This is a genomic window from Vibrio viridaestus, from assembly GCF_003856525.1.
GTDB classification, from domain to species: Bacteria; Pseudomonadota; Gammaproteobacteria; order Enterobacterales; family Vibrionaceae; genus Vibrio; species Vibrio viridaestus.
Genome location: NZ_RJVQ01000002.1, coordinates 207,235 through 230,213 on the forward strand (window position 1 = coordinate 207,235; position 22,979 = coordinate 230,213).

Annotated in this window: 22 protein-coding genes; 17 read left to right on the plus strand and 5 right to left on the minus strand. The window is 41.3% G+C overall.

Features of this window, described 5'->3' with window-relative positions:
- Window positions 1-6 precede the first annotated feature (6 nt).
- The 4 genes from nqrE to nqrM all read left to right on the plus strand — a co-directional run bounded on the left by nqrE (window position 7) and on the right by nqrM (window position 3,249).
- On the plus strand, window positions 7-603 hold the full coding sequence (gene nqrE / locus EES38_RS04690) for an NADH:ubiquinone reductase (Na(+)-transporting) subunit E (RefSeq protein WP_124936032.1): 597 nt from the start codon (window positions 7-9) through the stop codon (window positions 601-603).
- A gap of 32 nt (window positions 604-635) precedes the next feature.
- The gene (gene nqrF, locus EES38_RS04695; RefSeq protein ID WP_124936033.1) at window positions 636-1,859 is read left to right on the plus strand and encodes an NADH:ubiquinone reductase (Na(+)-transporting) subunit F; all 1,224 of its coding nucleotides are present in this window, start codon (window positions 636-638) and stop codon (window positions 1,857-1,859) included.
- 168 nt (window positions 1,860-2,027) lie between these two features.
- A complete protein-coding gene (locus tag EES38_RS04700) occupies window positions 2,028-3,005 on the plus strand; it encodes an FAD:protein FMN transferase (RefSeq protein WP_124936555.1) in 978 nt (325 codons plus the stop codon).
- Between the two features lie 10 nt (window positions 3,006-3,015).
- Complete coding sequence (nqrM, locus tag EES38_RS04705; RefSeq protein WP_124936034.1) at window positions 3,016-3,249, plus strand: (Na+)-NQR maturation NqrM; 234 nt, start codon at window positions 3,016-3,018, stop codon at window positions 3,247-3,249.
- Window positions 3,250-3,291: 42 nt separating this feature from the next.
- On the opposite strand, the gene EES38_RS04710 is transcribed toward nqrM, so the two are convergent.
- Entirely contained in the window at window positions 3,292-4,518 is a 1,227-nt protein-coding gene (locus tag EES38_RS04710; RefSeq protein WP_124936035.1) for a GGDEF domain-containing response regulator, read from the minus strand.
- 114 nt (window positions 4,519-4,632) lie between these two features.
- Here EES38_RS04710 and dinB point away from each other — a divergent pair, with 114 nt between their 5' ends.
- The 4 genes from dinB (at window position 4,633) to EES38_RS04730 (ending at window position 9,546) form a co-directional block, all read left to right on the plus strand.
- Window positions 4,633-5,700 carry a DNA polymerase IV gene (gene dinB, locus EES38_RS04715; RefSeq protein ID WP_439333238.1) on the plus strand — a complete coding sequence of 356 codons (1,068 nt, stop codon included), beginning with the start codon at window positions 4,633-4,635 and terminating at the stop codon, window positions 5,698-5,700.
- A gap of 64 nt (window positions 5,701-5,764) precedes the next feature.
- Window positions 5,765-6,496 (plus strand): DUF2884 family protein, encoded by a 732-nt coding sequence (locus EES38_RS04720; RefSeq protein ID WP_166434210.1) that lies wholly within the window; start codon window positions 5,765-5,767, stop codon window positions 6,494-6,496.
- A 19-nt stretch (window positions 6,497-6,515) separates the two neighbouring features.
- Window positions 6,516-8,045, plus strand: coding sequence for a sensor domain-containing diguanylate cyclase (locus EES38_RS04725; protein WP_124936038.1), 1,530 nt, complete (start codon window positions 6,516-6,518; stop codon window positions 8,043-8,045).
- A 145-nt stretch (window positions 8,046-8,190) separates the two neighbouring features.
- Complete coding sequence (locus tag EES38_RS04730) at window positions 8,191-9,546, plus strand: sodium-dependent transporter (protein WP_124936039.1); 1,356 nt, start codon at window positions 8,191-8,193, stop codon at window positions 9,544-9,546.
- A gap of 45 nt (window positions 9,547-9,591) precedes the next feature.
- Here the strand turns inward: EES38_RS04730 and EES38_RS04735 are convergent, their stop codons facing one another.
- The 4 genes from EES38_RS04735 to EES38_RS04750 form a co-directional block, all read right to left on the minus strand.
- A complete protein-coding gene (locus EES38_RS04735; RefSeq protein WP_124936040.1) occupies window positions 9,592-10,656 on the minus strand; it encodes a succinylglutamate desuccinylase/aspartoacylase family protein in 1,065 nt (354 codons plus the stop codon).
- A complete protein-coding gene (rimK, locus tag EES38_RS04740; RefSeq protein WP_124936041.1) occupies window positions 10,643-11,548 on the minus strand; it encodes a 30S ribosomal protein S6--L-glutamate ligase in 906 nt (301 codons plus the stop codon). Before rimK ends, EES38_RS04735 begins: the two co-directional genes overlap by 14 nt.
- Complete coding sequence (locus EES38_RS04745; protein WP_124936042.1) at window positions 11,545-11,988, minus strand: ATP-dependent zinc protease family protein; 444 nt, start codon at window positions 11,986-11,988, stop codon at window positions 11,545-11,547. Before EES38_RS04745 ends, rimK begins: the two co-directional genes overlap by 4 nt.
- 213 nt (window positions 11,989-12,201) lie before the next feature.
- Entirely contained in the window at window positions 12,202-13,674 is a 1,473-nt protein-coding gene (locus tag EES38_RS04750; RefSeq protein WP_124936043.1) for an aminoacyl-histidine dipeptidase, read from the minus strand.
- 794 nt (window positions 13,675-14,468) lie between these two features.
- On the opposite strand from EES38_RS04750, the gene EES38_RS04755 reads away from it, so the two are divergent.
- The 9 genes from EES38_RS04755 (at window position 14,469) to EES38_RS04795 (ending at window position 22,970) form a co-directional block, all read left to right on the plus strand.
- On the plus strand, window positions 14,469-15,773 hold the full coding sequence (locus EES38_RS04755) for an NCS2 family permease (protein WP_124936044.1): 1,305 nt from the start codon (window positions 14,469-14,471) through the stop codon (window positions 15,771-15,773).
- A 27-nt stretch (window positions 15,774-15,800) separates the two neighbouring features.
- Window positions 15,801-16,265: a xanthine phosphoribosyltransferase gene (gene gpt, locus EES38_RS04760; protein WP_124936045.1), complete on the plus strand. Its 465-nt coding sequence runs from the start codon at window positions 15,801-15,803 to the stop codon at window positions 16,263-16,265.
- A gap of 83 nt (window positions 16,266-16,348) precedes the next feature.
- A complete protein-coding gene (gene frsA / locus EES38_RS04765; protein ID WP_124936046.1) occupies window positions 16,349-17,587 on the plus strand; it encodes an esterase FrsA in 1,239 nt (412 codons plus the stop codon).
- Window positions 17,588-17,678: 91 nt separating this feature from the next.
- Complete coding sequence (gene crl / locus EES38_RS04770) at window positions 17,679-18,053, plus strand: sigma factor-binding protein Crl (RefSeq protein WP_124936047.1); 375 nt, start codon at window positions 17,679-17,681, stop codon at window positions 18,051-18,053.
- Window positions 18,054-18,181: 128 nt separating this feature from the next.
- The gene (proB, locus tag EES38_RS04775; protein WP_124936048.1) at window positions 18,182-19,315 is read left to right on the plus strand and encodes a glutamate 5-kinase; all 1,134 of its coding nucleotides are present in this window, start codon (window positions 18,182-18,184) and stop codon (window positions 19,313-19,315) included.
- Window positions 19,316-19,335: 20 nt separating this feature from the next.
- Window positions 19,336-20,586, plus strand: coding sequence for a glutamate-5-semialdehyde dehydrogenase (locus EES38_RS04780; RefSeq protein WP_124936049.1), 1,251 nt, complete (start codon window positions 19,336-19,338; stop codon window positions 20,584-20,586).
- Window positions 20,587-20,744: 158 nt separating this feature from the next.
- The gene (gene nrdR, locus EES38_RS04785; RefSeq protein WP_124936050.1) at window positions 20,745-21,194 is read left to right on the plus strand and encodes a transcriptional regulator NrdR; all 450 of its coding nucleotides are present in this window, start codon (window positions 20,745-20,747) and stop codon (window positions 21,192-21,194) included.
- Between the two features lie 9 nt (window positions 21,195-21,203).
- Window positions 21,204-22,313 carry a bifunctional diaminohydroxyphosphoribosylaminopyrimidine deaminase/5-amino-6-(5-phosphoribosylamino)uracil reductase RibD gene (gene ribD, locus EES38_RS04790; RefSeq protein ID WP_124936051.1) on the plus strand — a complete coding sequence of 370 codons (1,110 nt, stop codon included), beginning with the start codon at window positions 21,204-21,206 and terminating at the stop codon, window positions 22,311-22,313.
- 3 nt (window positions 22,314-22,316) lie between these two features.
- Entirely contained in the window at window positions 22,317-22,970 is a 654-nt protein-coding gene (locus EES38_RS04795) for a riboflavin synthase (RefSeq protein WP_124936052.1), read from the plus strand.
- The last annotated feature ends 9 nt before the right edge of the window (window positions 22,971-22,979 follow it).

A 22,979-nucleotide genomic window follows, 5' to 3' on the forward strand; every position in this document is an offset into this window, starting at 1 on the left:
GTTGTCATGGAACATTACATAAGTTTACTGGTTAGGTCTGTATTCCTCGAGAACATGGCATTAGCCTTCTTCTTGGGTATGTGTACATTCCTTGCTGTATCGAAGAAAGTATCAACAGCCTTCGGCCTTGGTGTCGCAGTTACTGTGGTTCTAACTATCTCTGTTCCCGTTAACAACTTGGTTTATAACCTTGTGTTAAAAGAGAACGCTCTAGTTGATGGTATCGATCTGACCTTCCTAAGTTTCATCACGTTCATCGGTGTTATCGCGGCATTAGTACAGATTCTGGAAATGATTCTGGATCGCTTTTTCCCACCATTGTACAACGCGCTGGGTATATTCCTGCCATTGATCACAGTTAACTGTGCAATCTTTGGTGGCGTGTCGTTCATGGTACAACGTGACTACAACTTCCCTGAATCAATCGTATATGGTTTCGGTTCTGGTCTAGGTTGGATGCTCGCTATCGTTGCACTTGCAGGTATCCGTGAGAAAATGAAGTACTCTGATGTGCCTCCAGGTCTTCGTGGCTTAGGCATTACGTTTATCACTGTTGGTTTGATGGCGTTAGGCTTTATGTCTTTCTCTGGTGTTCAACTGTAAGTCGGGTAAACCGCAACTAAAAGGAATAGTCAATGGACATAATTCTTGGTGTAGTGATGTTTACTCTGATTGTACTCGTCTTAGTATTGGTAATACTATTTGCCAAATCTAAGCTTGTACCAACAGGTGACATTACGATCTCAATTAATGGCGATCCTGAAAAAGCGATCGTTACACAACCAGGTAGCAAGCTACTTGGTGTGCTAGCAGGCAGTGGTATTTTCGTATCTTCTGCTTGTGGCGGTGGTGGCTCATGTGGTCAGTGCCGAGTTAAAGTTAAATCTGGTGGTGGTGATATTCTACCAACAGAGCTAAGCCATATATCAAAAGGTGAAGCTCGTGAAGGGGAACGTCTAGCGTGTCAGGTAGCAGTAAAAGCTGACATGGACATCCAATTACCAGAAGAAATCTTCGGTGTTAAGAAGTGGGAATGTGAAGTTATCTCAAACGATAACAAAGCGACGTTCATAAAAGAGCTTAAGCTGCAGATCCCTGATGGTGAGAGTGTGCCATTCCGTGCGGGTGGTTATATTCAGATTGAAGCGCCTGCTCACCATATTAAATACGCTGATTATGATGTACCTGAAAAGTACCGTGAAGACTGGGATAAGTTCAATCTATTCCGCTATGAGTCTAAAGTGGATGAGCCAATCATCCGTGCTTACTCAATGGCGAACTACCCAGAAGAATTCGGTATTATCATGTTGAACGTGCGTATCGCGACACCGCCACCACGTAATCCTGATGTACCGCCGGGTCAAATGTCGTCTTATATCTGGTCTCTAAAAGAGGGAGATAAGGTGACTATTTCCGGTCCATTCGGTGAGTTCTTCGCTAAGGACACAGATGCTGAAATGGTATTCATCGGTGGTGGTGCTGGTATGGCTCCAATGCGTTCACATATCTTCGACCAGTTAAAACGTCTGAAAACAAAACGTAAGATGACATTCTGGTATGGTGCTCGTTCTTTACGCGAAATGTTCTATGTTGAAGACTTTGATTCTCTGCAAGCAGAGAACGATAACTTCACTTGGCATGTTGCGTTATCTGATGCACTTCCAGAAGATAACTGGAATGGATACACAGGCTTTATCCACAATGTGCTTTATGAAAACTATCTAAAAAATCATGAAGCTCCAGAAGATTGTGAGTATTACATGTGTGGGCCACCAGTAATGAACGCAGCTGTTATCAGCATGCTACATGATCTTGGTGTTGAAGATGAAAACATCCTACTCGATGACTTTGGTGGCTAATCTGAGTTTTTGAGTATGAAAAGATGGCTGGCTTATTGTCAGCCATCTTTTTTAGTAAAGATAAGGGTTTTGATTTTGTGAATGTGAAAGCCTTTATCTTTACTGATATTTTGTTTTGAAGAGGTTCTGGTGAAGATTTCGGTCCTTATCGTGACAATATTCCTTCTCATGGGATGTGAACGTGCTCCTGAGCAAATGTATATAACAGGGTCTACCATGGGAACGACCTACAATATTAAATATATTTCCCCAGAAGGCAATTCCGCTTTAAGTGAAGAGAAAATAAAGATCGACGTAGATAAGGTTCTAGATGAAGTCAACAATCAAATGTCGACGTACAGAAATGATTCTGAACTAAGTTCATTCAATCAATTCAGATCGACTGAGCCTTTTACAGTTTCTCCCGCCTTAGTCACGGTAATGCAAGAAGCCATTCGGTTAAATACAGTAACTGAAGGTGCTTTGGATGTTACTGTTGGACCGCTAGTGAATCTATGGGGATTTGGACCTAATGCTAGGCCGGAAAAAGTACCGACGGACGAGCAACTCGAACTTGCTAAAGAGCGAGTTGGTATTCAGTATCTTAAAGTCGATAGTCGTTCACTTTCTGTAAGTAAAACGGTTCCTGATCTTTACGTTGATCTTTCTACCATTGCAAAAGGTTGGGGTGTTGATCTGGTCGCTGCACTATTAGAAAATAGAGGTATACAAAACTACCTGATAGAAATTGGCGGAGAAATTCGCACGAAAGGGGTAAGTTCTACTGGCTCTATGTGGCGCATAGCAATTGAAAAGCCAGATACTGAACAAAGAGCAGTACAAGAGCTCATACAACCTGGTGATTTGGGAATGGCAACGTCAGGCGATTATAGAAATTACTTTGAGCAAGATGGTGTTCGATATTCACATATTATCGATCCTTCAACAGGTCGTCCGATAGATAATAAAGTTGCCTCTGTCACAGTGTTGCATGCCTCAGCTATGACAGCTGACGGGTTGGCGACAGGTTTGATGGTATTGGGAGAGAAGCGCGCTATGCAAGTGGCAGAAAGACTTAAAATCCCGGTACTAATGATAGTTAAATCTGAGAATGGTTTCGAAGAGGTGTCATCGACGACATTTCAGCCTTTCTTGGTAAGTAAATAGGGTTGGAAGCATGAACACATTTTTAATTACATTTGCTGTCTTTGTTATTTTTATATTAGCAATGGCTGTTGGGTATATTTTCCAAAGAAAGTCAGTCAGTGGTAGCTGTGGCGGTTTAGGGGCAGTCGGAATAGAAAAGGTATGTAATTGTCCTGAGCCATGCGATGCAAGGAAAAAGCGTGAGGCAAAAGCCGCTGCAAGAGCTAAGCTTATGGCTGAGTGGGAAAAAGATCGCATAGTCTAGTTAGATAAGAAAGACGAAGGCTTAATGCCTTCGTCTGTGATTCTATTTGTCCGAAACAATTCTATTTCGTCCTTGTTGCTTCGCTGTGTATAGATGAGCGTCTGCAATTTTGATTTTCTCATCTAACGGCCCGGTCTGATTTGTTGCCCCAATACTGATAGTGACAGATATTTTGTTATCTAGGTAAGGAACTTCGATTGAGCTAATTCTATTACGCATTATATCGAGTACAGACAAAAACTTACTAAAATCACCTTCGTAAAGTACGCAAAACTCTTCGCCGCCAAGACGTGCGACACAAGAAGACTCAAAGTGTATTTTCAGTATACTGGCAACGGTTTGGATGACTTTATCTCCACAGTCATGACCATAGCTATCATTGACCTTCTTAAAAAAGTCGATATCCAACATACTAATAGCAAAAGGTTTACCTTCTTTTTCTTTGCGTTGAGCAAACTTAAAAAAGTAACGCCGATTCCAAAGAGAAGTCAGTTCATCTTGATTGGCTAATTTGTAGAGTTTGTCATTTGCCTCTTTCATACCCAATAAATAGTGAATCCGACAATAAAGCTCTTCTTGATTGAATGGTTTATATAAAAAGTCGTTAGCACCTGCCTTAATAAATTGTGCAGTGAGGGTTCTTTCTTCATTGCCGGATAAGCCTAGGATAGGCAAGACATTTCGATCCTTTTTTTCTCTAATTTTGCGTATAAAAGTCAGCCCATTCATCTCGGGCATATCGTGATCAGTAATTATGAAGCTAATGTCTTTTTGGTCTTCCAATATTGTTAAGGCCTCAATACCATCTTGTGCTACTGATGTTCTGATATACTGATGCTCAAGCAGTTGAGAAAGATAGTTGCGCACCAATTGAGAGTCATCTACAACTAGGGCATGATGATTACGGTTATTAATAAGTCGACGCAAAATAGAAAGTAAATCGTGAGACCATGCGGGACTGTCTTTTAGGATGTAATCTAAGACGCCTTTTTGAATAAAGCGATCGCGAATTTCATCTTTGAAGGTTGCACTGAGTACAACGCTTCGAACTCTATTTTCGATGGCGAGATCAATAACTTCTCCACTGGGAGCGTCTGGCAGACAGTAATCTAAAATCGCACATAAGTAATTGTTCCCCGAATCGAGCTTATCTTTAGCCTCAGCAAATGAAGTTGCTGAGTCCACGATAAAACCAGAGGAGATTAGCTGTTGTGTCAAATGCTTTAAAAAAGTTTGACTGTCTTCAACGACGAGTATTTTTTCAACCAAAGATTTAATCCATTTTGTTTTGTCGTTAGTAATAGTCTAGAAAAGCTAACTATAAAGTACAGAACACAATTATTAAATAGTGAGTTTGTTCCAAGGTGTGTTGAATTTTTAGTCATGAAATCAATGAGAAAGATAATACATATTGATATGGATTGCTTTTATGCTGCGGTCGAAATGCGTGATGAACCTACCTTACGAGGGATTCCCTTGGCTGTAGGGGGCCGCTCTACCCAGCGAGGGGTCATTAGTACGTGCAACTATGAAGCGAGGGCGTTTGGTGTTCGCTCTGCTATGTCGACTGCAAGAGCTTTTAAGCTTTGTCCGCATTTAACGCTCGTCTCGGGACGGATGGAGGTTTATAAGCAGGTATCACAGAAGATAAGAAATATTATGGAAGATTATACTTCTCTGATAGAGCCCTTATCACTCGATGAGGCTTACCTTGATGTGTCTGACTCTCGTGATTGTCATGGCTCTGCGACGTTAATTGCTCAAGATATTCGCCGACGAATATCAGAAGAGTTGAATCTTACCGCCTCTGCGGGGGTCGCACCTCTAAAGTTTTTAGCTAAAGTTGCATCTGATATTAATAAGCCTAATGGGCAGTTTGTGATAACTCCTTCACAAATGCAGGCGTTTATTGATCAATTAGCGTTAGAAAAAATTCCTGGAGTCGGTAAAGTCGCGATAGAAAATTTACACAATCACGGTTTTTATACTGGTCGAGATATCTGTGATGGCGACTATCGTTACCTATTAAAACATTTTGGTCGTCTCGGAAGTTCCTTATGGAAAAAATGTCATGGCCAAGACGATCGTGAGGTCGAAGTCGCACGGGAGAGGAAAAGTGTTGGTGTTGAAAGGACACTGGAGAAAAACATTCGCACATTCGATGAGTGTTGGGACCTGCTAGAAAATAAACTTTATCCAGAGCTTAAATTAAGGCTATCTAAAGGACATGCTCAGCGGCACATCGCCAAGTTAGGTGTTAAACTTAAATTTTCCGACTTTCAGGTTACGACCATAGAGAATCAGAGTCGAGAATTGAAGCTTCCCATGTTTCATCATTTATTGAGTGAGATAGTGGAAAGGCAAGGAAGTCGGGAAATTAGGCTTATTGGAATTAGTGTAACATTTACTCATCTCGACCAGGATAGACAACTGAGCTTTAATGAATTTTAGAAGACGCTTGATTAATGATTGTTTAATGATTAATCTGCGCTAAACCATCAAGATGACCAACCTTATGACTCGATTTTTGCTATTTATCTCAATTATTTTTTCTCCCATTAGTTTCGCAGGGCAGTGCCATGTCCAATTAAAAAGTGAAATTCAACACAATGATGACTCCGTCAATGTGATTATGGAAGATGGTCGAGTTGCTACAATCTATAATGATAGTCGGTTGGTAATTGACGGAAAGGAGCATCCACTAACTTCTGAACAGCACAAGTTTTTAGAAGCCTATCAAAAAGAGCTGGTATCTAGTGTGAATCAGATAGAGAGTTACACAGCTCAGTCTATCAAACAAATCGACTTGATTATCGATGATATTTCATCCAGTTTAGGTGAGTCCGATAGTTTGGAAACATTACGGCAAAGAATGCATACATACTGGCAGCAGGCATCAGAGAGTTTCTACGGTGACGATGGCTTTAGTATCGATAATACCTCGATGAGCACATTGGATGAAGCTATTGAAAAGATGCAATCCCTGTTTGATCACGAATTTATCTCCAGTTTATGGGATGCTGCTTCTGATGGCGTCGATAAACTCAGTGAACTAAGCTTTTCTGAATTCACAGCATTGGTCCAAGAACTCAATAATAAGATCTACGAACATTGGCAACGTTTCTCTCAGGATAAAGAAAAACGACAAAAAGAAGTGTGTGATTCCTTTAATCAGCTTATCGATCAAGAGCAATCATTGCATAAATCGATACCTGAACTAAGAAATTATCAGGTATTTACAATCTAGTTCGGATAATTGAGCGTTTATGAAATTAAGCCATTTTCGCTTGCGATCATTAGTGACTTCTGTTTCTCTCGTTGTCGTAAGTCTGTTTATTATTCTTTATCTGTCGTTTCAGTATTTTTGGGTCTATCAAAAACGAGTAACTGAAGTTCATGAACTTCAGGCTGAAGAAAATACTCGAGTGAGTACGATCCTCGGTATTAAAGGGGCTGAAATGACGGCTAGCCTCGAAGATTACGCAGCCTGGCAAGAAATGATCGAGTTCATTCGCCATCCGAGTGACGAATTTAAAGAAGAAAGCATGAATACTCATGCGTTAACGTCTAATAAGCTTGAAGCGTTTTTCATGTTTACTCCTCAGTTTAAATTGAGCTGGGGTTTACGTTATGATTATGATGCTGAAAAAAATACCAGTTATGAAGAGCTACTCCCGACTATTAAGCAATTTTTGAAACATTATGATGACATAACTCAGAAGGAGGAGGTTGACGCGAGTTACAACTATATCGTTATCAACAAAGTCCCGTATTTGTTAGCTATGTCGAGAGTGTGTGAAAGTGATGGCTTCAATTGCCATTTTGGTTATATGGCATTTCTCAAGAAGCTTCGGAGTCAGTTTTTGCAGGAAATTGAGCAGACGACTGGATTGAAAATTGATGTTTCTGTCATCAGCAACAAACACGAGAAAGCTGATTTACCGAAAGAAAAGAACGTCTCTTATATCATCAAACCTTGTGGTATGACTGGCGGCGTGGTCTTTAAAGTTCACCATAACGTAAAGCTTCCTGAATTCCTTAATTGGGACGATATGATTGCACTGGGGATTTTTTCTTTGGTGATGTTCTCAATCAATATGGTTTTTGTGTCTATGATAGTGAAGCCCGTAGTTGCAGCAAATAAAACCCTTGAAATGTATAAGGAATCAGGTGAGTTACCCAAGTCTGATTCGTTTATTTCTCTAGAGCTTAAGCAATTTGGCCGAACTATTTATCGTTTGGTAAATGATCTTGAACGAAGCCGAGAGCAGTTACAGTGGCAGTCTGAACATGATTCGTTAACTCAATTAGCAAACCGATATCTATTAGAAAAAGAGTTTTTGACGATTCTCGATGATTCTTCCTACAACTCCATTGTTTTATGTCTGGGCGATATCGATCATTTTAAAGCTTATAATGATAATTATGGGCACATTAGTGGTGATAACGTGTTGTATCAAGTATCTAATTGTCTGAATAGCATATACTTTTCATCTGGTGATAGGCGTATCGTTGCGCGTTTTGGCGGAGAGGAATTTTGTGTTGTTGTGGCAAGTAAACAGCAACTCGATGCAACCGCTATTGCAACGTCTATTAATGAATCAATTGCTGATCTTGGTATTGAGCATGCTTTTTCATCAACAAAAAATATTATTACGATGAGTGTAGGCGCTGTTTTAATCCAGTCTCCAAGCCCACAGCATTACCTTAAGTATTATCAAGCCGCGGATCGAAATCTCTATCAAGCAAAGAATGAGGGGAGAAATAGAGTAATTGGCAGTAATTTTGCTGCCTAAATAAACGCATATACTGCGTAAATTTATTATTACACTAGTATTCACTATTATTTTTCTACTTTACCAGTGAAAATATTATTTGATAGTTGCCTTTCTTGGCCGATTCCTTTACTGTACTAGCCAACTAGTTTGTTAGTGTGGTTGTATGACAGATTTAAATAAAAGAGAGCTGTTTGGCTCCAAAATCGGTTTTATATTATCGGCGTCGGGCGCTGCTGTTGGGCTTGGTAATATCTGGGGGTTTCCTACTCAAGCCGCCAGTAATGGTGGTGGTGCCTTCCTTCTTGTCTATTTAATTCTCATCGCTGTTGTTGCCTATCCTATGCTCGTTGTCGAACTTGCTATTGGACGGCATGGACAGTCGAACCCGATCGATAGTATGAGAAAACTAACAGAGAATCGAAAGTTAAAACCGTTAGCATCAAGTGTCGGGTGGTTAGGTCTTTGTGTTCCAACGGCTGTCTTGTCATTTTATAGTATTGTTGGTGGCTGGATTATCTGTTTTTTTCTCGCCGATTTATGTAATTTATTGAATTTGCATGAGGCTGCTATTTGGTTGGAGGCATTCTCTATAGAGCGAAATATTTTTGGTGCAGTCATTTTTTATCTTCTGACGATTTTAATCGTGCAGGGCGGTATTAAAAAAGGCATCGAAAAATGGTCGGTACGATTAATGCCATCTTTGTTTATGCTGTTTTTAGGTTTGTTCATTTATATTATGTTTCAGCCAGGCGCGGTAGACGGACTTAAGATGTATTTGGTTCCGGACTTCAGCAAAATCTGGGACAAAAATTTACTACTTGCGGCAATGGGACAAGGATTTTTCTCTCTAACCATTGGCGGATGCTCCATGCTTATCTATGGCTCTTATCTCAACAAACAGGCCAATCTTCCAAAAATGGCAATGAGCGTTACTTTGGTTGATACATCGGTTGCCTTTATTGCTGGTTTGGTTGTTATGCCGGCGATGTTTGTTGCAATGAATCAGGGAGTGGAGATTTATGCCACTGACGGGAGTTTGTTAAATTCTGACACATTAGTGTTTAGAGTTTTACCCATGATGTTTGATGGTCTGGGATCTTGGGGTAACGTAGTATCGTTAATTTTCTTTTTACTCTTAACGATTGCAGCACTGACGTCCTCTATCTCCATGCTAGAGTGCCCAGTTACCTTAGTGAGTGAGCGCTTTTCGGTATCGAGAACAACCTCGACATGGGGGCTAGGAGTCCTGATAGCGATTTTTAGTATCATTATTATCTGTTCGTTCGGAACTCTATTTGGATTAGTCGCGACAGTGGCGACACAGTATCTTCAACCTATAGCAGCACTGATGTTTTGTCTCTTTGGTGGTTGGGTATGGCAACGAGATAAGAAAATAGCTGAGCTAAAACAAGGTTTCCCTGAATTCGAAAACCGTTTCTTTGGCAAGGTTTGGCCAATCTACGTCAAAGTAGTTTGTCCTGTACTTGTGACTGCTGTTGTCTGGGGAGCGATTGTCTAATCATCTTCTAAAACAAGGTAGCATATTGCTACCTTGTTGCTTGGATTAGGTATTGGGTGTGATATAGCCCGTTGTAATGGTATCGAGTTCATTGTCAGTGACTTCATCAATGAAAGCCTCAACGACTTGTTCAATACTTTCATTTTTATCGCTAACGTGGGCGATATGGAACACGGCATCCCCTTCGTTTACTAACGGTAGAGTTTGTTGTCCAATAACAATTCCAGACTTAGTTGCCGTAATCTCTTTTTCAAAATGACCTAAAGGTGCATTGATATAAGCGAGGGTTTGACCTTTTTCGACTTTATCTCCCAAAGACACTATGGTTCTCAAAATTCCATCGAATTCAGCGCGAACCCACGTGCTTGAGTTTGCTATAAATGAAGTTGGTACCTTTTTACGACTTTTTCGCAGCATTCCCAACGATTGCATTACGCGTTTTATACCCACGATACCTGCATTAATGGCAATGGGGTCAAATTTTAGCGCTTCACCACCTTCATAGGTTAAGACGGTTTTGCCTCTTTTCTCCGCTTCACTTCTCAGAGAACCACTTTTGATCACTGAATTTATAATGACTGGCGCACCAAAGGCTTTTGCTAAGTCTTGGGTTTCTTGTTTAGACAGATCCGCACGAATTTGCGGTAGGTTAGTACGATGAATCGCGCCTGTGTGGATATCAATAATATAACGGCACTGCATTACGACGTCATTAAAAAATGTATCAGCAAGGCGAGATGCGAGAGAGCCTTTTTCACTACCAGGAAAGCAACGGTTTAAATCCCGACGATCGGGTAAGTAGCGAATTTTCTGAATAAATCCGAACACGTTAACAATCGGGACACAAATTAATGTCCCTTTAAGGTCCGCTGAGTTGATGGCGTTAATCATTTGTCTGACGATTTCTACGCCATTTAATTCATCACCATGAATAGCTGCATTGATCATGAGTACGGGACCTTCAGTACGTCCATGGATGACCTCTATCGGAATCGATAATGCAGTATTTGTATACAGTTTTGGCACATCACAGTGCACTACAGTTCGGCTATTTGGGAAAATTTCTTCCCCCAAAAAATGAAAGCTTTTAGTCTGTTTAGCCTTTGCCACGTGTCTTGGTCCTTTTTGCCTGCGCGTTCTTTTCTATGAACTCAATGATCAAACTAGCGATGTCTTTACCCGTCGCAGCTTCAATACCTTCTAATCCCGGAGATGAGTTCACTTCCATGACTAGTGGTCCTCTTTCTGAACGCAGTAAATCAACGCCTGCAACATTTAACCCCATAATTTTGGCTGCTTCGATAGCCGTTTTACGCTCTTGTGGGGTAATTTTGATAAGAGAAGCACTACCGCCGCGGTGTAAATTAGAACGAAATTCACCCTCGACACCTTGGCGTTTCATCGCTGCAATCACTTTGTCTCCAATGACAAAGCAGCGAATGTCAGCACCACCAGCTTCTTTTATGTATTCCTGTACCATAATGTTTGCTTTAAGGCCCATAAATGCTTCTATCACACTTTCTGCGGCCTTACGTGTTTCTGCAAGGACAACACCAATACCTTGAGTTCCTTCCAGTAACTTAATAACAACCGGAGCACCGCCAACCATATCAAGCAGATCTTTGATATCGTCAGGTTTACTGGCAAAGCCGGTAATAGGCATACCAATACCCTTGCGAGATAGCAGCTGCATGGAACGTAGTTTATCTCGTGAACGACTTATCGCTACGGATTCATTAACTGGATAGACGCCCATCATTTCGAATTGCCTTAATACGGCTGTGCCGTAGAAAGTGACTGATGCTCCAATACGAGGAATCACCGCTTCGAAACCAGCTAGTTCTTCACCTTTAAAGTGAATTTCTGGTTTGTCGGAGTTAATGTTCATGTAGCATCGTAAAGCATCGATTACCTTAACTTCATGTCCTCGAAGCTTTGCGGCTTCGATCAGTCTTTTGGTTGAATACAATGATGCATTACGGGATAAAATACCTATTTTCACGATTTCTTCTCAATTAATGGAACCAAAAAAGAAGCACCGGGATCGACGACAATACGTTCGTTCATCGCTGTTCTTCCCAGTAACATCCGAAAACTCATGTTTTCTCTGTTTGTTAACGTTATTTCTATGGGCCAGCTTCTGTTTCCGACCTTGACATCACTTTGGATAACGTAACGATATTCTTCGTGTCCACCGGAGTCACGAACGATTCGTTGATCGATAACCATCGCTTCACACATTAGTTCTTCGCTCAGATCCTTATGCTTAGGATGAATCCAAAACCGGACCCAAGTCTTTTCATCTTTTTCAAAAGTCTCAAGCTGAAAGGCATGCAAACACGAGGTTCGAGCGCCAGTATCTATTTTTGCCTTGATAGTTGATATACCAAGACTTGGTAGGGAGACGATTTCTCTCCAACCAACAGTTACTTTTTGCTTCATGGGCTTTGATATCTCGGTGTTAGACGATCATAAATGAGTATAGCAGCTTGCGAAGTGACTCATTCTTATTCTATGGGAACGTCTACAAATGAAAGGAACTAAAGCGGGAATGTAGCAGTGCAAGATAATAATTGCGAATGTATTATTTGTTCGTAACGACAAATAGGATTTATAAAAGGAATCCGAAGGCAAGCCTTCGGATGTGTCAACGGGTTATTTTTCTGGGATATTTTCCAGAGTTTTTACTAACTGTTGCCAAAATTGATTTACAGTTTCTATTTCTACTTTTTCATCTGGCGAATGAGGATATTTTATCGTTGGACCGAATGAAATCATGTCGAGATCAGGGTAAGGCTTTTTAAATAAGCCGCATTCAAGCCCTGCATGAATAACCATGATATTTGGCTTATGGCCGTATATATCTTCATATAGAGAACGGAATATAGCCATGATGTCTGAGTCTGGGTCGGGTTTCCAGCCTGGATATTCACCGCTCAGTTTTATCTCTGCATTACATAGATGAGCCAGTGAAATTAATCGTCCTTCAAGTTGCTCTTTTCCTGAGTCGATTAATGAGCGGATTAAACTGATAACCGATATATGTGACTCATTGGATGAGATGACGCCGAGGTTCAGAGAGGTTTCCACAACGCCAGAAATGTCATCGCTCATTCTTTCTACCCCGTTAGGGTGGACGTTAATGAGATGAATAAATGTATCTTGCGTCTCAGCAGACCAGCATTGGTTGTATCTCTGCTCACTTTCAACAGCCGCCATATTAATATTAGGCTCTACAACACTGAGTTCGGACTGTATGCAGTGTAAAAAAGTGTTCACTGCTGCATGCAGTTTATCGACATGTGTTGCGGGAATTGCACATTGAACAGATGCCTCCCGTGGGATGGCATTTCGTAATGAGCCACCTTTAAATTCAATGATTTTTAGATTAAGTTCATCTGCATATTGAGCGAGAAATCGGTTAAGAAGCTGATTGGCATTGCCTCTACCAAGATGAATATCGACACCCGAATGTCCACCTCTCAGTCCTTTTAGAAAAATTCGATAGTTGATAAAGGAGGAATCAAGTGATTCTTGGATTAGTGGGAGAGTGATTTCACAGTCTATGCCGCCAGCACAGCCTACATACACCTCTCCCTCTTGTTCGGAATCCGTGTTAAGTAGAATTTCGGCATCTAATAAACCAGGTTCTAAATTTGCCGCACCCGTCATACCTGCTTCTTCATCTATTGTGAACAATACTTCCAGTGGGCCATGAGAAATATCGGTTGAAGCAAGTACAGCAAGACACGCAGATAGTCCCATACCATTATCGGCTCCCAGAGTTGTCCCTCTTGCGGTTACCCATCCACCGTCGATGTAGGCATCAATAGGGTCCTTAGTGAAATCGTGAACCGTGTCCTCATTTTTTTGAGGCACCATATCTAGGTGTGCCTGAAGGGCAACCACTTTGCGATTTTCCATTCCTTCGGTGGCTGGTTTCTTGATGATCACATTACCGATTTTATCTCTAAAAACAGTGAGATCTTGTTTTGTCGCCCATTGGATAATTTCTTGAGCTAGTGCCTCTTCATGTTTTGATGGTCTTGGTATAGAGCATATTTTGGCAAAGAATTGCCAGACAAGGTTTGGCTTTAGCTGACTAATTTCGGATTGTATATCTAACATAGGTAATCCTTTATCTTAAATATCAGAGCAATAGATTAATAAGCAGTAAAGTTAATTTGCTTTTGATCTGAATGTTGGATCTGTTCCAAACAGCATATCACTCGAGACATAAAATCCCACTAAAAATGACAGGGTGGAGATAAAGGAAGTTAACCAAAATAGAAGGATCTTTACTTTGTGAAACATAAATTACGTATAATTGTAATTAAATTACCATTATTTTGGGCTTCAAAATAAAAAAACGGCTTAAATTTTGTTCGTTTTTACTTTTTGTTGTAATAAATTTTCTTTCTGGTATATTAAAGATCATCTCCTGTTGATCTCCCGATCAATCGGAGTGTGTTCGAGATCTAGTTCACCTTTTGGTGAATCGAATCGCTCCTGAATTTATAGAAGCGAAATAAGGTTAGTTGCTCCATTTATGATGTCCCCTTATTTCTCTTTTTACCAGTCTGGTTATTCCAGTGGTTCTAAACTCGAACATTTTGTTCACCCCTATATATTGGAAGTCACAAGATCATCCACCGCCATTTCCTAGTAGCTAGGAAGTGGCGTTTTTTTATCTGTTATTGGATTTCACTATCGATGCTGCAGATAAAACTCTCTTTTTATTAAGTAAACATACAAATACGTACATGATTAATGTGATTTTAAGCGCTTTTTTATTGGCCTTTATTTGACCATGAGGTCAATTTTTATCGTGTTTTGGCTAGAATTTGAGTATCTAACTCTCTATAATCGCCCCCCAATCGATTACGCAACCGTTTACTTTTTATCTTTCGTAGGATTCGAACATGCTCGAAAAACTCTTTAAGCTAAGCCACTATGGCACGGACGTTCGCACTGAGGTGATTGCTGGAATAACTACTTTCCTGACAATGGCTTACATTATCTTTGTTAACCCGTCAATCCTCGCTGCAACAGGTATGGATCAGAACTCTGTGTTTGTCGCAACTTGTCTTGCTGCTGCTGTTGGCTGTTTTATCATGGGGTTATACGCCAATTACCCAATCGCACAAGCGCCAGGAATGGGTTTGAATGCCTTCTTTACTTACACCGTTGTTATGGGAATGGGGTATTCATGGCAAGTCGCGTTGGCTGCTGTATTCTGCTCTGGTGTTTTATTCGTCTTATTGAGCCTTTTCAAAATCCGCGAAATGATCATAAATTCAATACCAATGTCTTTGCGTGTTGGTATTGCTGCAGGTATCGGTCTGTTTCTCGCAATCATTGCGTTGACATCTCAAGGTGTAAACATAGTAGTCGCAAATCCTGCAACCGTTGTTGCGTTAGGCGATATAACGTCTCTTCATTGTTTGCTTGCTGTACTGGGTTTCTTTCTAACAATTGGTCTTGTTCATCATAACGTTAAAGGCGCTGTGATGATTTCTATCTTGGTTATCACGGCCATTGGTATCTTAGTTGGTGACGTTCAATGGAATGGTATTGTGGATGTTCCACCAAGTATTGAACCGACATTTTTAAAACTCGACCTTGAAGGTGTTTTCACGGTTGGTTTGATTCCGGTTATCTTTGCTTTCCTATTCGTCGATCTATTCGATACTGCTGGAACCCTTGTTGGTGTAGCGACAAAAGCGAATCTGATTGGTAAAGATGGTAAGTTGCCACGTTTGAGCAAAGCACTTCTGTCTGATTCAACTGCGACTGTTATTGGTTCTTTGTTCGGAACATCTAACACGACATCATTTGTTGAAAGTACCGCGGGTGTAGCAGCGGGTGGTCGTACAGGTCTAACAGCGGTTGTTGTTGGTATCATGTTTATTCTTGCTCTGTTCTTCGCTCCTTTAGCGCATATGATTCCGCCTTACGCGACAACAGGTGCTTTACTTTATGTTGCTGTATTGATGCTTTCAGGATTAAAGAACGTTGAATGGGATGATCTGACCGAAGCCACACCTGCGGCTGTAACTTGTATCATGATGCCATTTACATATTCTATTTCTCAGGGGATCGCGCTAGGATTTATCTCATATGCGTTGGTTAAGCTGTTGAGTGGTAAAGGCCGTCAAATTTCAATCACAGTGTGGTTAATGGCGATTATCTTTGCACTAGCATATGTATTTCACGTTTTTCACTAACATAACTTTCTAAATTGGGTTTTTGTAATGAGTAAAAAATTTCTAATTACTTGGGATAATATGCAAATGTACTGTCGTCAATTGGCTGAACGTCAAATGCCGGCAGAACAGTGGAAAGGAATTATCGGTGTGAGCCGTGGCGGTCTAGTCCCTGCTGCTATTTTGGCGCGAGAGCTCGGTATTCGTTTTGTTGATACTGTTTGTATTTCAAGTTATGACCACGATCATCAACGTGATATGTCTGTTATCAAAGCGCCAGATCATGATGGTGAAGGATATCTTATTGTTGATGACTTGGTGGATAGTGGTGATACTGCGCGTAAAATTCGTGAAATGTATCCTAAGGCGAAACTTGTGACTGTCTGCGCAAAACCGGCAGGAAAAGAATTGGTCGATGAATACATCGTGGATATTGCGCAAGATACCTGGATTGAGCAACCATGGGATACGACCGTTTCTTTTGTCGAACCAATTAATCGTAAGTTAAAGTAACAATATAACTTTATTTGATAAATGACCCTTTCATGGGTCATTTTTTTTATTACTATAGGCATGTACTACTAGGAGCACGTTACATGTCGATAAAAAATCTCTCCGAGAAACTCTTTGCCAATCACAAGCAAGCGAAAGAAACGTCTGCACTTACTCAATATTTACCGAGTAGCCAAGATGTTATGAATGAAAAAATTAAAGGTAGCTCTCAGGCTTGGTATCGGACATTGCGTCGTATGCAATGGGTGTGGCAAGGTGTTGATCCCGTTGATCAGGAAGAGGTTTTTGCCCGAATCGCATCCTCACAGTCCTCACGGACAGAGGATAAGTGGTTGGATACTGTTATCGGGTATCATAGTGGCAACTGGGCCTATGAGTGGAATAGGTTAGGTATGCGGTATCAGCTCCATGCTCAAAGTCTTGATAGAGAAGATGCGGCAAACAAACTGTTTTCTGCTGCCGTTTGTTACAGTATCGCTGGTTATCCTCATTTAAAAAATGACAGTCTTGCGATTCAATCCCAGTCATTGGCCAATCATGCTTATGAAGAGGCCGCAGAGAAAACACATTACTTCGTCAAAAAACTCAATTTTCCTTACAAGAACAAATCCATCGTTGCTCATTTACACGTAGCTAATACCGATGAACCGAGACCAGTGGTGATTGTGAGCTGTGGCCTTGATAGCTTACAAACGGATATGTGGCGCCTATTTCGAGACTTTTTGGCGAAAAAAAATATTGCCATGCTGACAATCGACATGCCGTCAATTGGTTATAACTCCCACTGGCCTCTCACTGAGGATAGCTCTGTCCTACATCAAGCTGTACTCAACCAACTCAAAGGTGTTCCATGGGTTGACCACAACAGGGTAGGGCTTATCGGCTTCCGATTTGGTGGTAATGCGATGGTGAGATTATCTTTTGTCGAACAAAATAAGATCAAAGCATGCATTGCACTAGGAGCGCCAATTCACGATATTTTGTCCTCACCCGATAAAATCAAATCGATGCCTAAAATGTATTTGGATGTGATGGCCTCGAGAGTCGGGAAATCGGCTATTGACTTAAATAGTTTGGTGGCAAGGCTTAAGGCTTGGTCGCTTAAATCCCAGGGATTTGTCGGTGGACGAAAGACCAAAGTACCTATTTTGGCTCTTGCTTTAGAAAATGATCCTGTATCTCCGTATTCTGATAATCAAGCTGTAGCGCTGTTTAGTTATCGAGGTCGAGCCAAAAAAATAAAATCTAAAACATTATTTGCAGGATATGAACAAGCTTTAGATTTGGTGATTAATTGGTTAGAAGATGAACTAATTAAGTGACAAATAAAGAAAAATTAGATACAAGTAGTATACAAGTTGAATATATCAGCGATATAAATAGTAGACACCAAAGTAGATAAGGAGAGTCTCAATGCCTGGGAGTTTTAAGGAGCCAACGCATAATAGACTGATTGCGGCGTTCAAAGCTGTTGGACCCTATGTTCGAGAGGAGCAATGCAAAGAGGGCTATTATATTTTTGATTGCCTGTCTGTTTGTATTAACGATAAAAAGTCGCCTGAAGAACGTGAATTCTGGGGCTGGTGGATGGAAGTGACAAAAGATGGCGAGTTACTTAAAGGCCAGACTTTTATCGGACGCTATGACTCGGAAGGTAAGTGGGTTAAGGAAAAACCCGCAGCTAAGGCTGTTGATGAAGTAAAGAGAACTCATGGTGTATTCTGCCAGAAAATTGAAGCGGCTTTGAAAGATAAGTTCGATCTCGAAGCAACGCTAGATTCCCTTTAAATAATAAGAATCCGTTCGTTATCTGTAATTTCAATCAAAAAGGCACAAAATAGTGCCTTTTTCTCTTGTACATTCCCTTTTTGATTGCTAAAACGTTGTCTCTGTTTCTTTCTTTTATTTAAGTGATCATGACTACGAATCAAGGTGGAGAGTCCCAACAATCAAAAACAGTTATTGTTAAACTGGGGACAAGTGTTCTTACTGGAGGCACACTCGCACTCGACCGCGCTCATATGGTTGAATTAGCGAGACAATGTGCTGAATTAAAAAAACAAGGTCATTCTGTTGTGTTAGTGTCTTCTGGCGCTATAGCGGCTGGCCGAGAACATTTAAACTACCCTGCACTCCCGCATACAATGGCAAGTAAACAGTTATTAGCAGCTGTTGGACAGAGCCAGTTGATTCAAGTCTGGGAATCACTTTTTGCCATCTACGGTATTACGATTGGTCAAATCCTTCTCACGCGCGCAGATTTAGATGATCGCGAACGTTTTCTAAATGCTCGGGATACGATTAATGCTCTACTTGATAATGATATTGTCCCTATTGTTAACGAAAACGATGCGGTTGCGACTTCTGAAATTAAAGTCGGCGATAATGACAATCTATCCGCGTTAGTTGGTATTCTGTGCAGTGCAGATAAGCTGCTTTTACTGACCGATCAAAAAGGTTTGTTTACCGCAGATCCGCGTAAAGACCCTAGTGCAGAGTTGATTCGCGAAGTTAAGACGATTGATGATACTTTGCGTAAAATAGCCGGGGGGAGTGGTACTACTTTAGGTACAGGTGGTATGGCGACAAAACTTCACGCGGCTGATATTGCTCGTCGTGCGGGTATCGAAGTTATTATTGCGGCCGGGAGAGCACCGAACGTTGTGGTTAATTCTCTCAACGATATTCCCCAAGGCACAAAGTTCCTGCCAATTGAAGAAGCGTTGGAAAATCGCAAGCGTTGGATCTTGGCTGGTCCTCTATCCAATGGCGATATTATTGTTGATGATGGCGCTGTCGAAGCATTAACGCAGAACGGTAGTAGCCTGCTTGCAAAAGGTATCATTAAAATCGATGGACATCTCTTTGCTCGCGGCGATGTGGTGAAAGTCTATGACCGTCATGGTAAGCTTATCGCAAAAGGGATAACCGCGTACTCGCGAGAAGATTTGGAGCTGATTGCTGGTAAACACAGCAAAGATATCGTGGCCGTATTAGGTCATGATTATGGTTCAGAAGTCATTCATCGCGATGATATGGTAATAATTTAAAGAATATTGGGAACGGTACTGTGGATTTAATCAAAATGGGAAAAGCGGCAAAAGATGCGGCTTTTCAATTAGCGACCACTTCGACGGCACAGAAAAACCAGGCGCTCAAGCTTATCGCTGATGAGCTGGAATCTTGCTCGGATATTATTTTAGCCGCCAATGCTAAGGATATTCAGCTAGCGAAAGATGCTGGGTTAAGTGATGCTTTGCTTGACCGTCTGCTCCTAACAGAAGATAGACTTAAAGCCATCGCAAGTGATGTGCGCAATGTGATTAGTTTAAAAGATCCTGTTGGCTCAGAGTTAGATAGCTACGTGCTAGAAAATGGCATGTCATTATGTAAACGACGAGTGCCGCTTGGCGTTGTTGGTGTTATTTATGAAGCCAGACCCAATGTGACTATTGATATCGCAGCGCTTTGCCTAAAAACGGGAAATGCAAGTATTCTACGTGGCGGAAAAGAAACATTCTTTTCTAATATGGAGTTGGTGAAAGTTATTCAAACAGCTCTGCTGAAGGCTGGTTTACCTCAATCGTCAGTACAATATATCGAGCAGCCTGATCGTGAATATGTGGCACAGCTTCTCAAGTTGGATCAGTTTGTTGATATGATCATACCTCGTGGTGGTGCAGGCCTTCATAAAATGTGTCAGGAAAACAGTACCATTCCTGTAATCATCGGTGGTTTTGGTATCAGCCATATATACGTTGATGAGTCGGCTGATATTGTGCGCTCAGTGAAAGTTGTTATTAACTCGAAAACTCAGCGACCATCAGCTTGTAACTCTCTGGATACATTATTGGTTCATCAAAATGTTGCGACTGAATTTTTAGGTAAATTAGCCGATGAATTGGGCGATTCAGTGGAGTTTGTCGTGGATGAGAGTGCAATGGCTGCGCTTTCTACTGCGAAAAAACAGAGACCAGCCGTTGAAGGTGACTTTGATACGGAATGGTTAAGTTATACTCTTGGTGTCGTGGTAGTTAAGGATGTTCAGCAAGCGATCGAGCATATGCGAATTCATAACGCTAGCCATTCGGATGCTATCATGACTAACGACATTGCTAACGCCGAGCTGTTCATTAATTCGGCTGGTTCTGCAGCGGTTTATGTTAATGCCTCAACTCGCTTTACCGATGGTGCTCAATTCGGGTTGGGTGCGGAAGTGGCTGTTTCAACTCAGAAACTTCATGCTCGTGGCCCTATGGGATTAGAAGAGCTTACCAGTTACAAATGGGTTGGACGAGCAGACTACTTAGCTCGTAGTTAGACTACTTTCCTAAAAATTATGAAAAAAGGGGCTGGTTAGCCCCTTTTTCTTTCACTAAACACCTTATTTCCGTTACACTTTCTCCACCAAGTAGCGATACGATTCCTCAACTAATAATGACTTAGTCTACTTGGAACAAACCATAGCTGGGAGGTGGTATGCATTGTCCATTTTGTTCTGCGAATGACACGAAAGTCATCGATTCTCGACTGGTTGCTGATGGCCATCAGGTTCGTCGTAGGCGTCAGTGTTTAGCATGCAGTGAGCGTTTCACTACATTTGAAACGGCTGAATTAGTCATGCCACGAGTTATCAAGTCAAATGGTAACCGTGAACCGTTTGATGAAAATAAAATGGTTAGCGGCATGCACCGTGCTTTGGAAAAACGTCCGGTTAGTGCTGATTCTGTTGAATTAGCCATCAGTGTTATTAAGTCAAAACTGAGAGCAACAGGCGAGAGGGAAGTTCCTAGTGAGATGATTGGTAACTTGGTTATGGAACAGCTTAAAGAACTCGATAAGGTTGCTTATATTCGCTTCGCTTCTGTTTACCGTAGTTTTGAAGATATTCGAGAGTTCGGTGAAGAAATCGCTAAATTGGAAGATTAATAAAGAATAATGGCCGTATTTACCCCTTTTGATTATCAAATGATGGCAAGAGCCATCTCTCTAGCCAAGCAAGGTCGTTTTACAACACACCCTAACCCAAATGTGGGTTGTGTTATCACTTCAGGGGATACTATCGTTGGAGAAGGCTTTCATTTTCGCGCTGGTGAACCTCACGCTGAAGTGCATGCATTACGAATGGCGGGAAATAAGGCAAATGGTTCAACAGCCTATGTGACATTAGAGCCATGCTCTCATTATGGTCGAACACCTCCTTGTGCTAAAGGGCTGATTGATGCAGGGGTAAGTAAAGTCATTTGTGCTATGCAGGACCCCAATCCACAAGTATCTGGTCGTGGGATTCAAATGTTGCGCGATGCAGGTATCGATGTTCAGGTAGGATTACTTGAGCAGGACGCACGCAACCTCAACCATGCCTTTCTCAAAAAAATGGAGAGCGGACGCCCTTGGGTGCAGTTAAAAATGGCAGCAAGTATTGATGGTCAAACAGCATTAAATAATGGGCAGAGCAAATGGATTACAGGTGTTGATGCACGAAAAGATGTTCAGCAGTTTCGTGCCCAGGCCGGCGCTATTTTAAGTACCAGCAAAACTGTCATTGATGATACAGCATCATTAAACGTTCGGTGGAACGACTTAAGTCAATCAATACAGCATACTTACCTCAGTACTGATGTACGCCAACCTACGAGAATTATTCTGGATAGACAGGAACGTTTGACACCGGACATGGCTGTTTATCAAAATGAAGGTACAGTGTTGCGAGTGGCAGAGTCTAATGCCGACATCTGTGTGCCCGTGAACGAAAGAAATCAATTAGATATTGTGCAGTTAGTTGAAGTGTTGGCAAAAGAGCACAATATTAACCATATCTGGGTTGAAGCCGGAGCTACCTTAGCGAGTTCATTAATTCAGTCTAAGATTGTGGATGAATTAATTATTTACATAGCGCCTCAGATTATGGGCAGCGATGGTCGAGGTCTGTTCGGTGCTTTAGGTATAGAACAGATGGATAACGTCGTAAAACTGGAATTCTCTGATGTGCGTCAGGTTGGTAAAGACCTGAGAATTATAGCTAAGCCAATTTTTAGAGAAGATTAAAAGATGTTTACTGGAATTGTTGAAGCGGTAGGTACAATCGCTGCAATTACACCGAAAGGTGAAGACGTTACGATCAAGATAAACGCCGGCAAGCTCGACATGAGTGACGTCAAACTGGGTGACAGTATTGCAACAAATGGTGTTTGTCTTACTGTCATTAGTATGTCAGAAACATCGTATTCTGCGGATCTTTCTATTGAAACGCTTAAAAAAAGTGGTTTCGCTCAGAATAAAGTCGGAGATGCCGTCAATCTGGAAAAGGCAATGTTAGTAACCAGTCGATTTGGTGGTCATATTGTATCAGGGCATGTTGATGGGGTAGGCGAGATTGTTGAACGCAATATCGTGGGGCGAGCAATCGAGTTTTGGGTGCATTACCCACACGAACTTGCGAAGTTTATTGCCGAAAAAGGATCAATTACTGTAGATGGAATCAGTCTTACTGTGAATGACCTACGCAAAGATGCTTTTAAGTTAACCATTGTGCCTCATACCACCTCTGAAACGACTATTGATCTTTTTCAGGTCGGACGAAAAGTGAATTTAGAAGTAGACGTTATGGCTCGTTATATAGAGCGTCTTCTATCGGCAAAAAAAGAAGATGAGCCGTCTTCAGCTATTACGATGGAATTTTTAAAACAGAATGGTTTTGCTTAACTCGAAAAC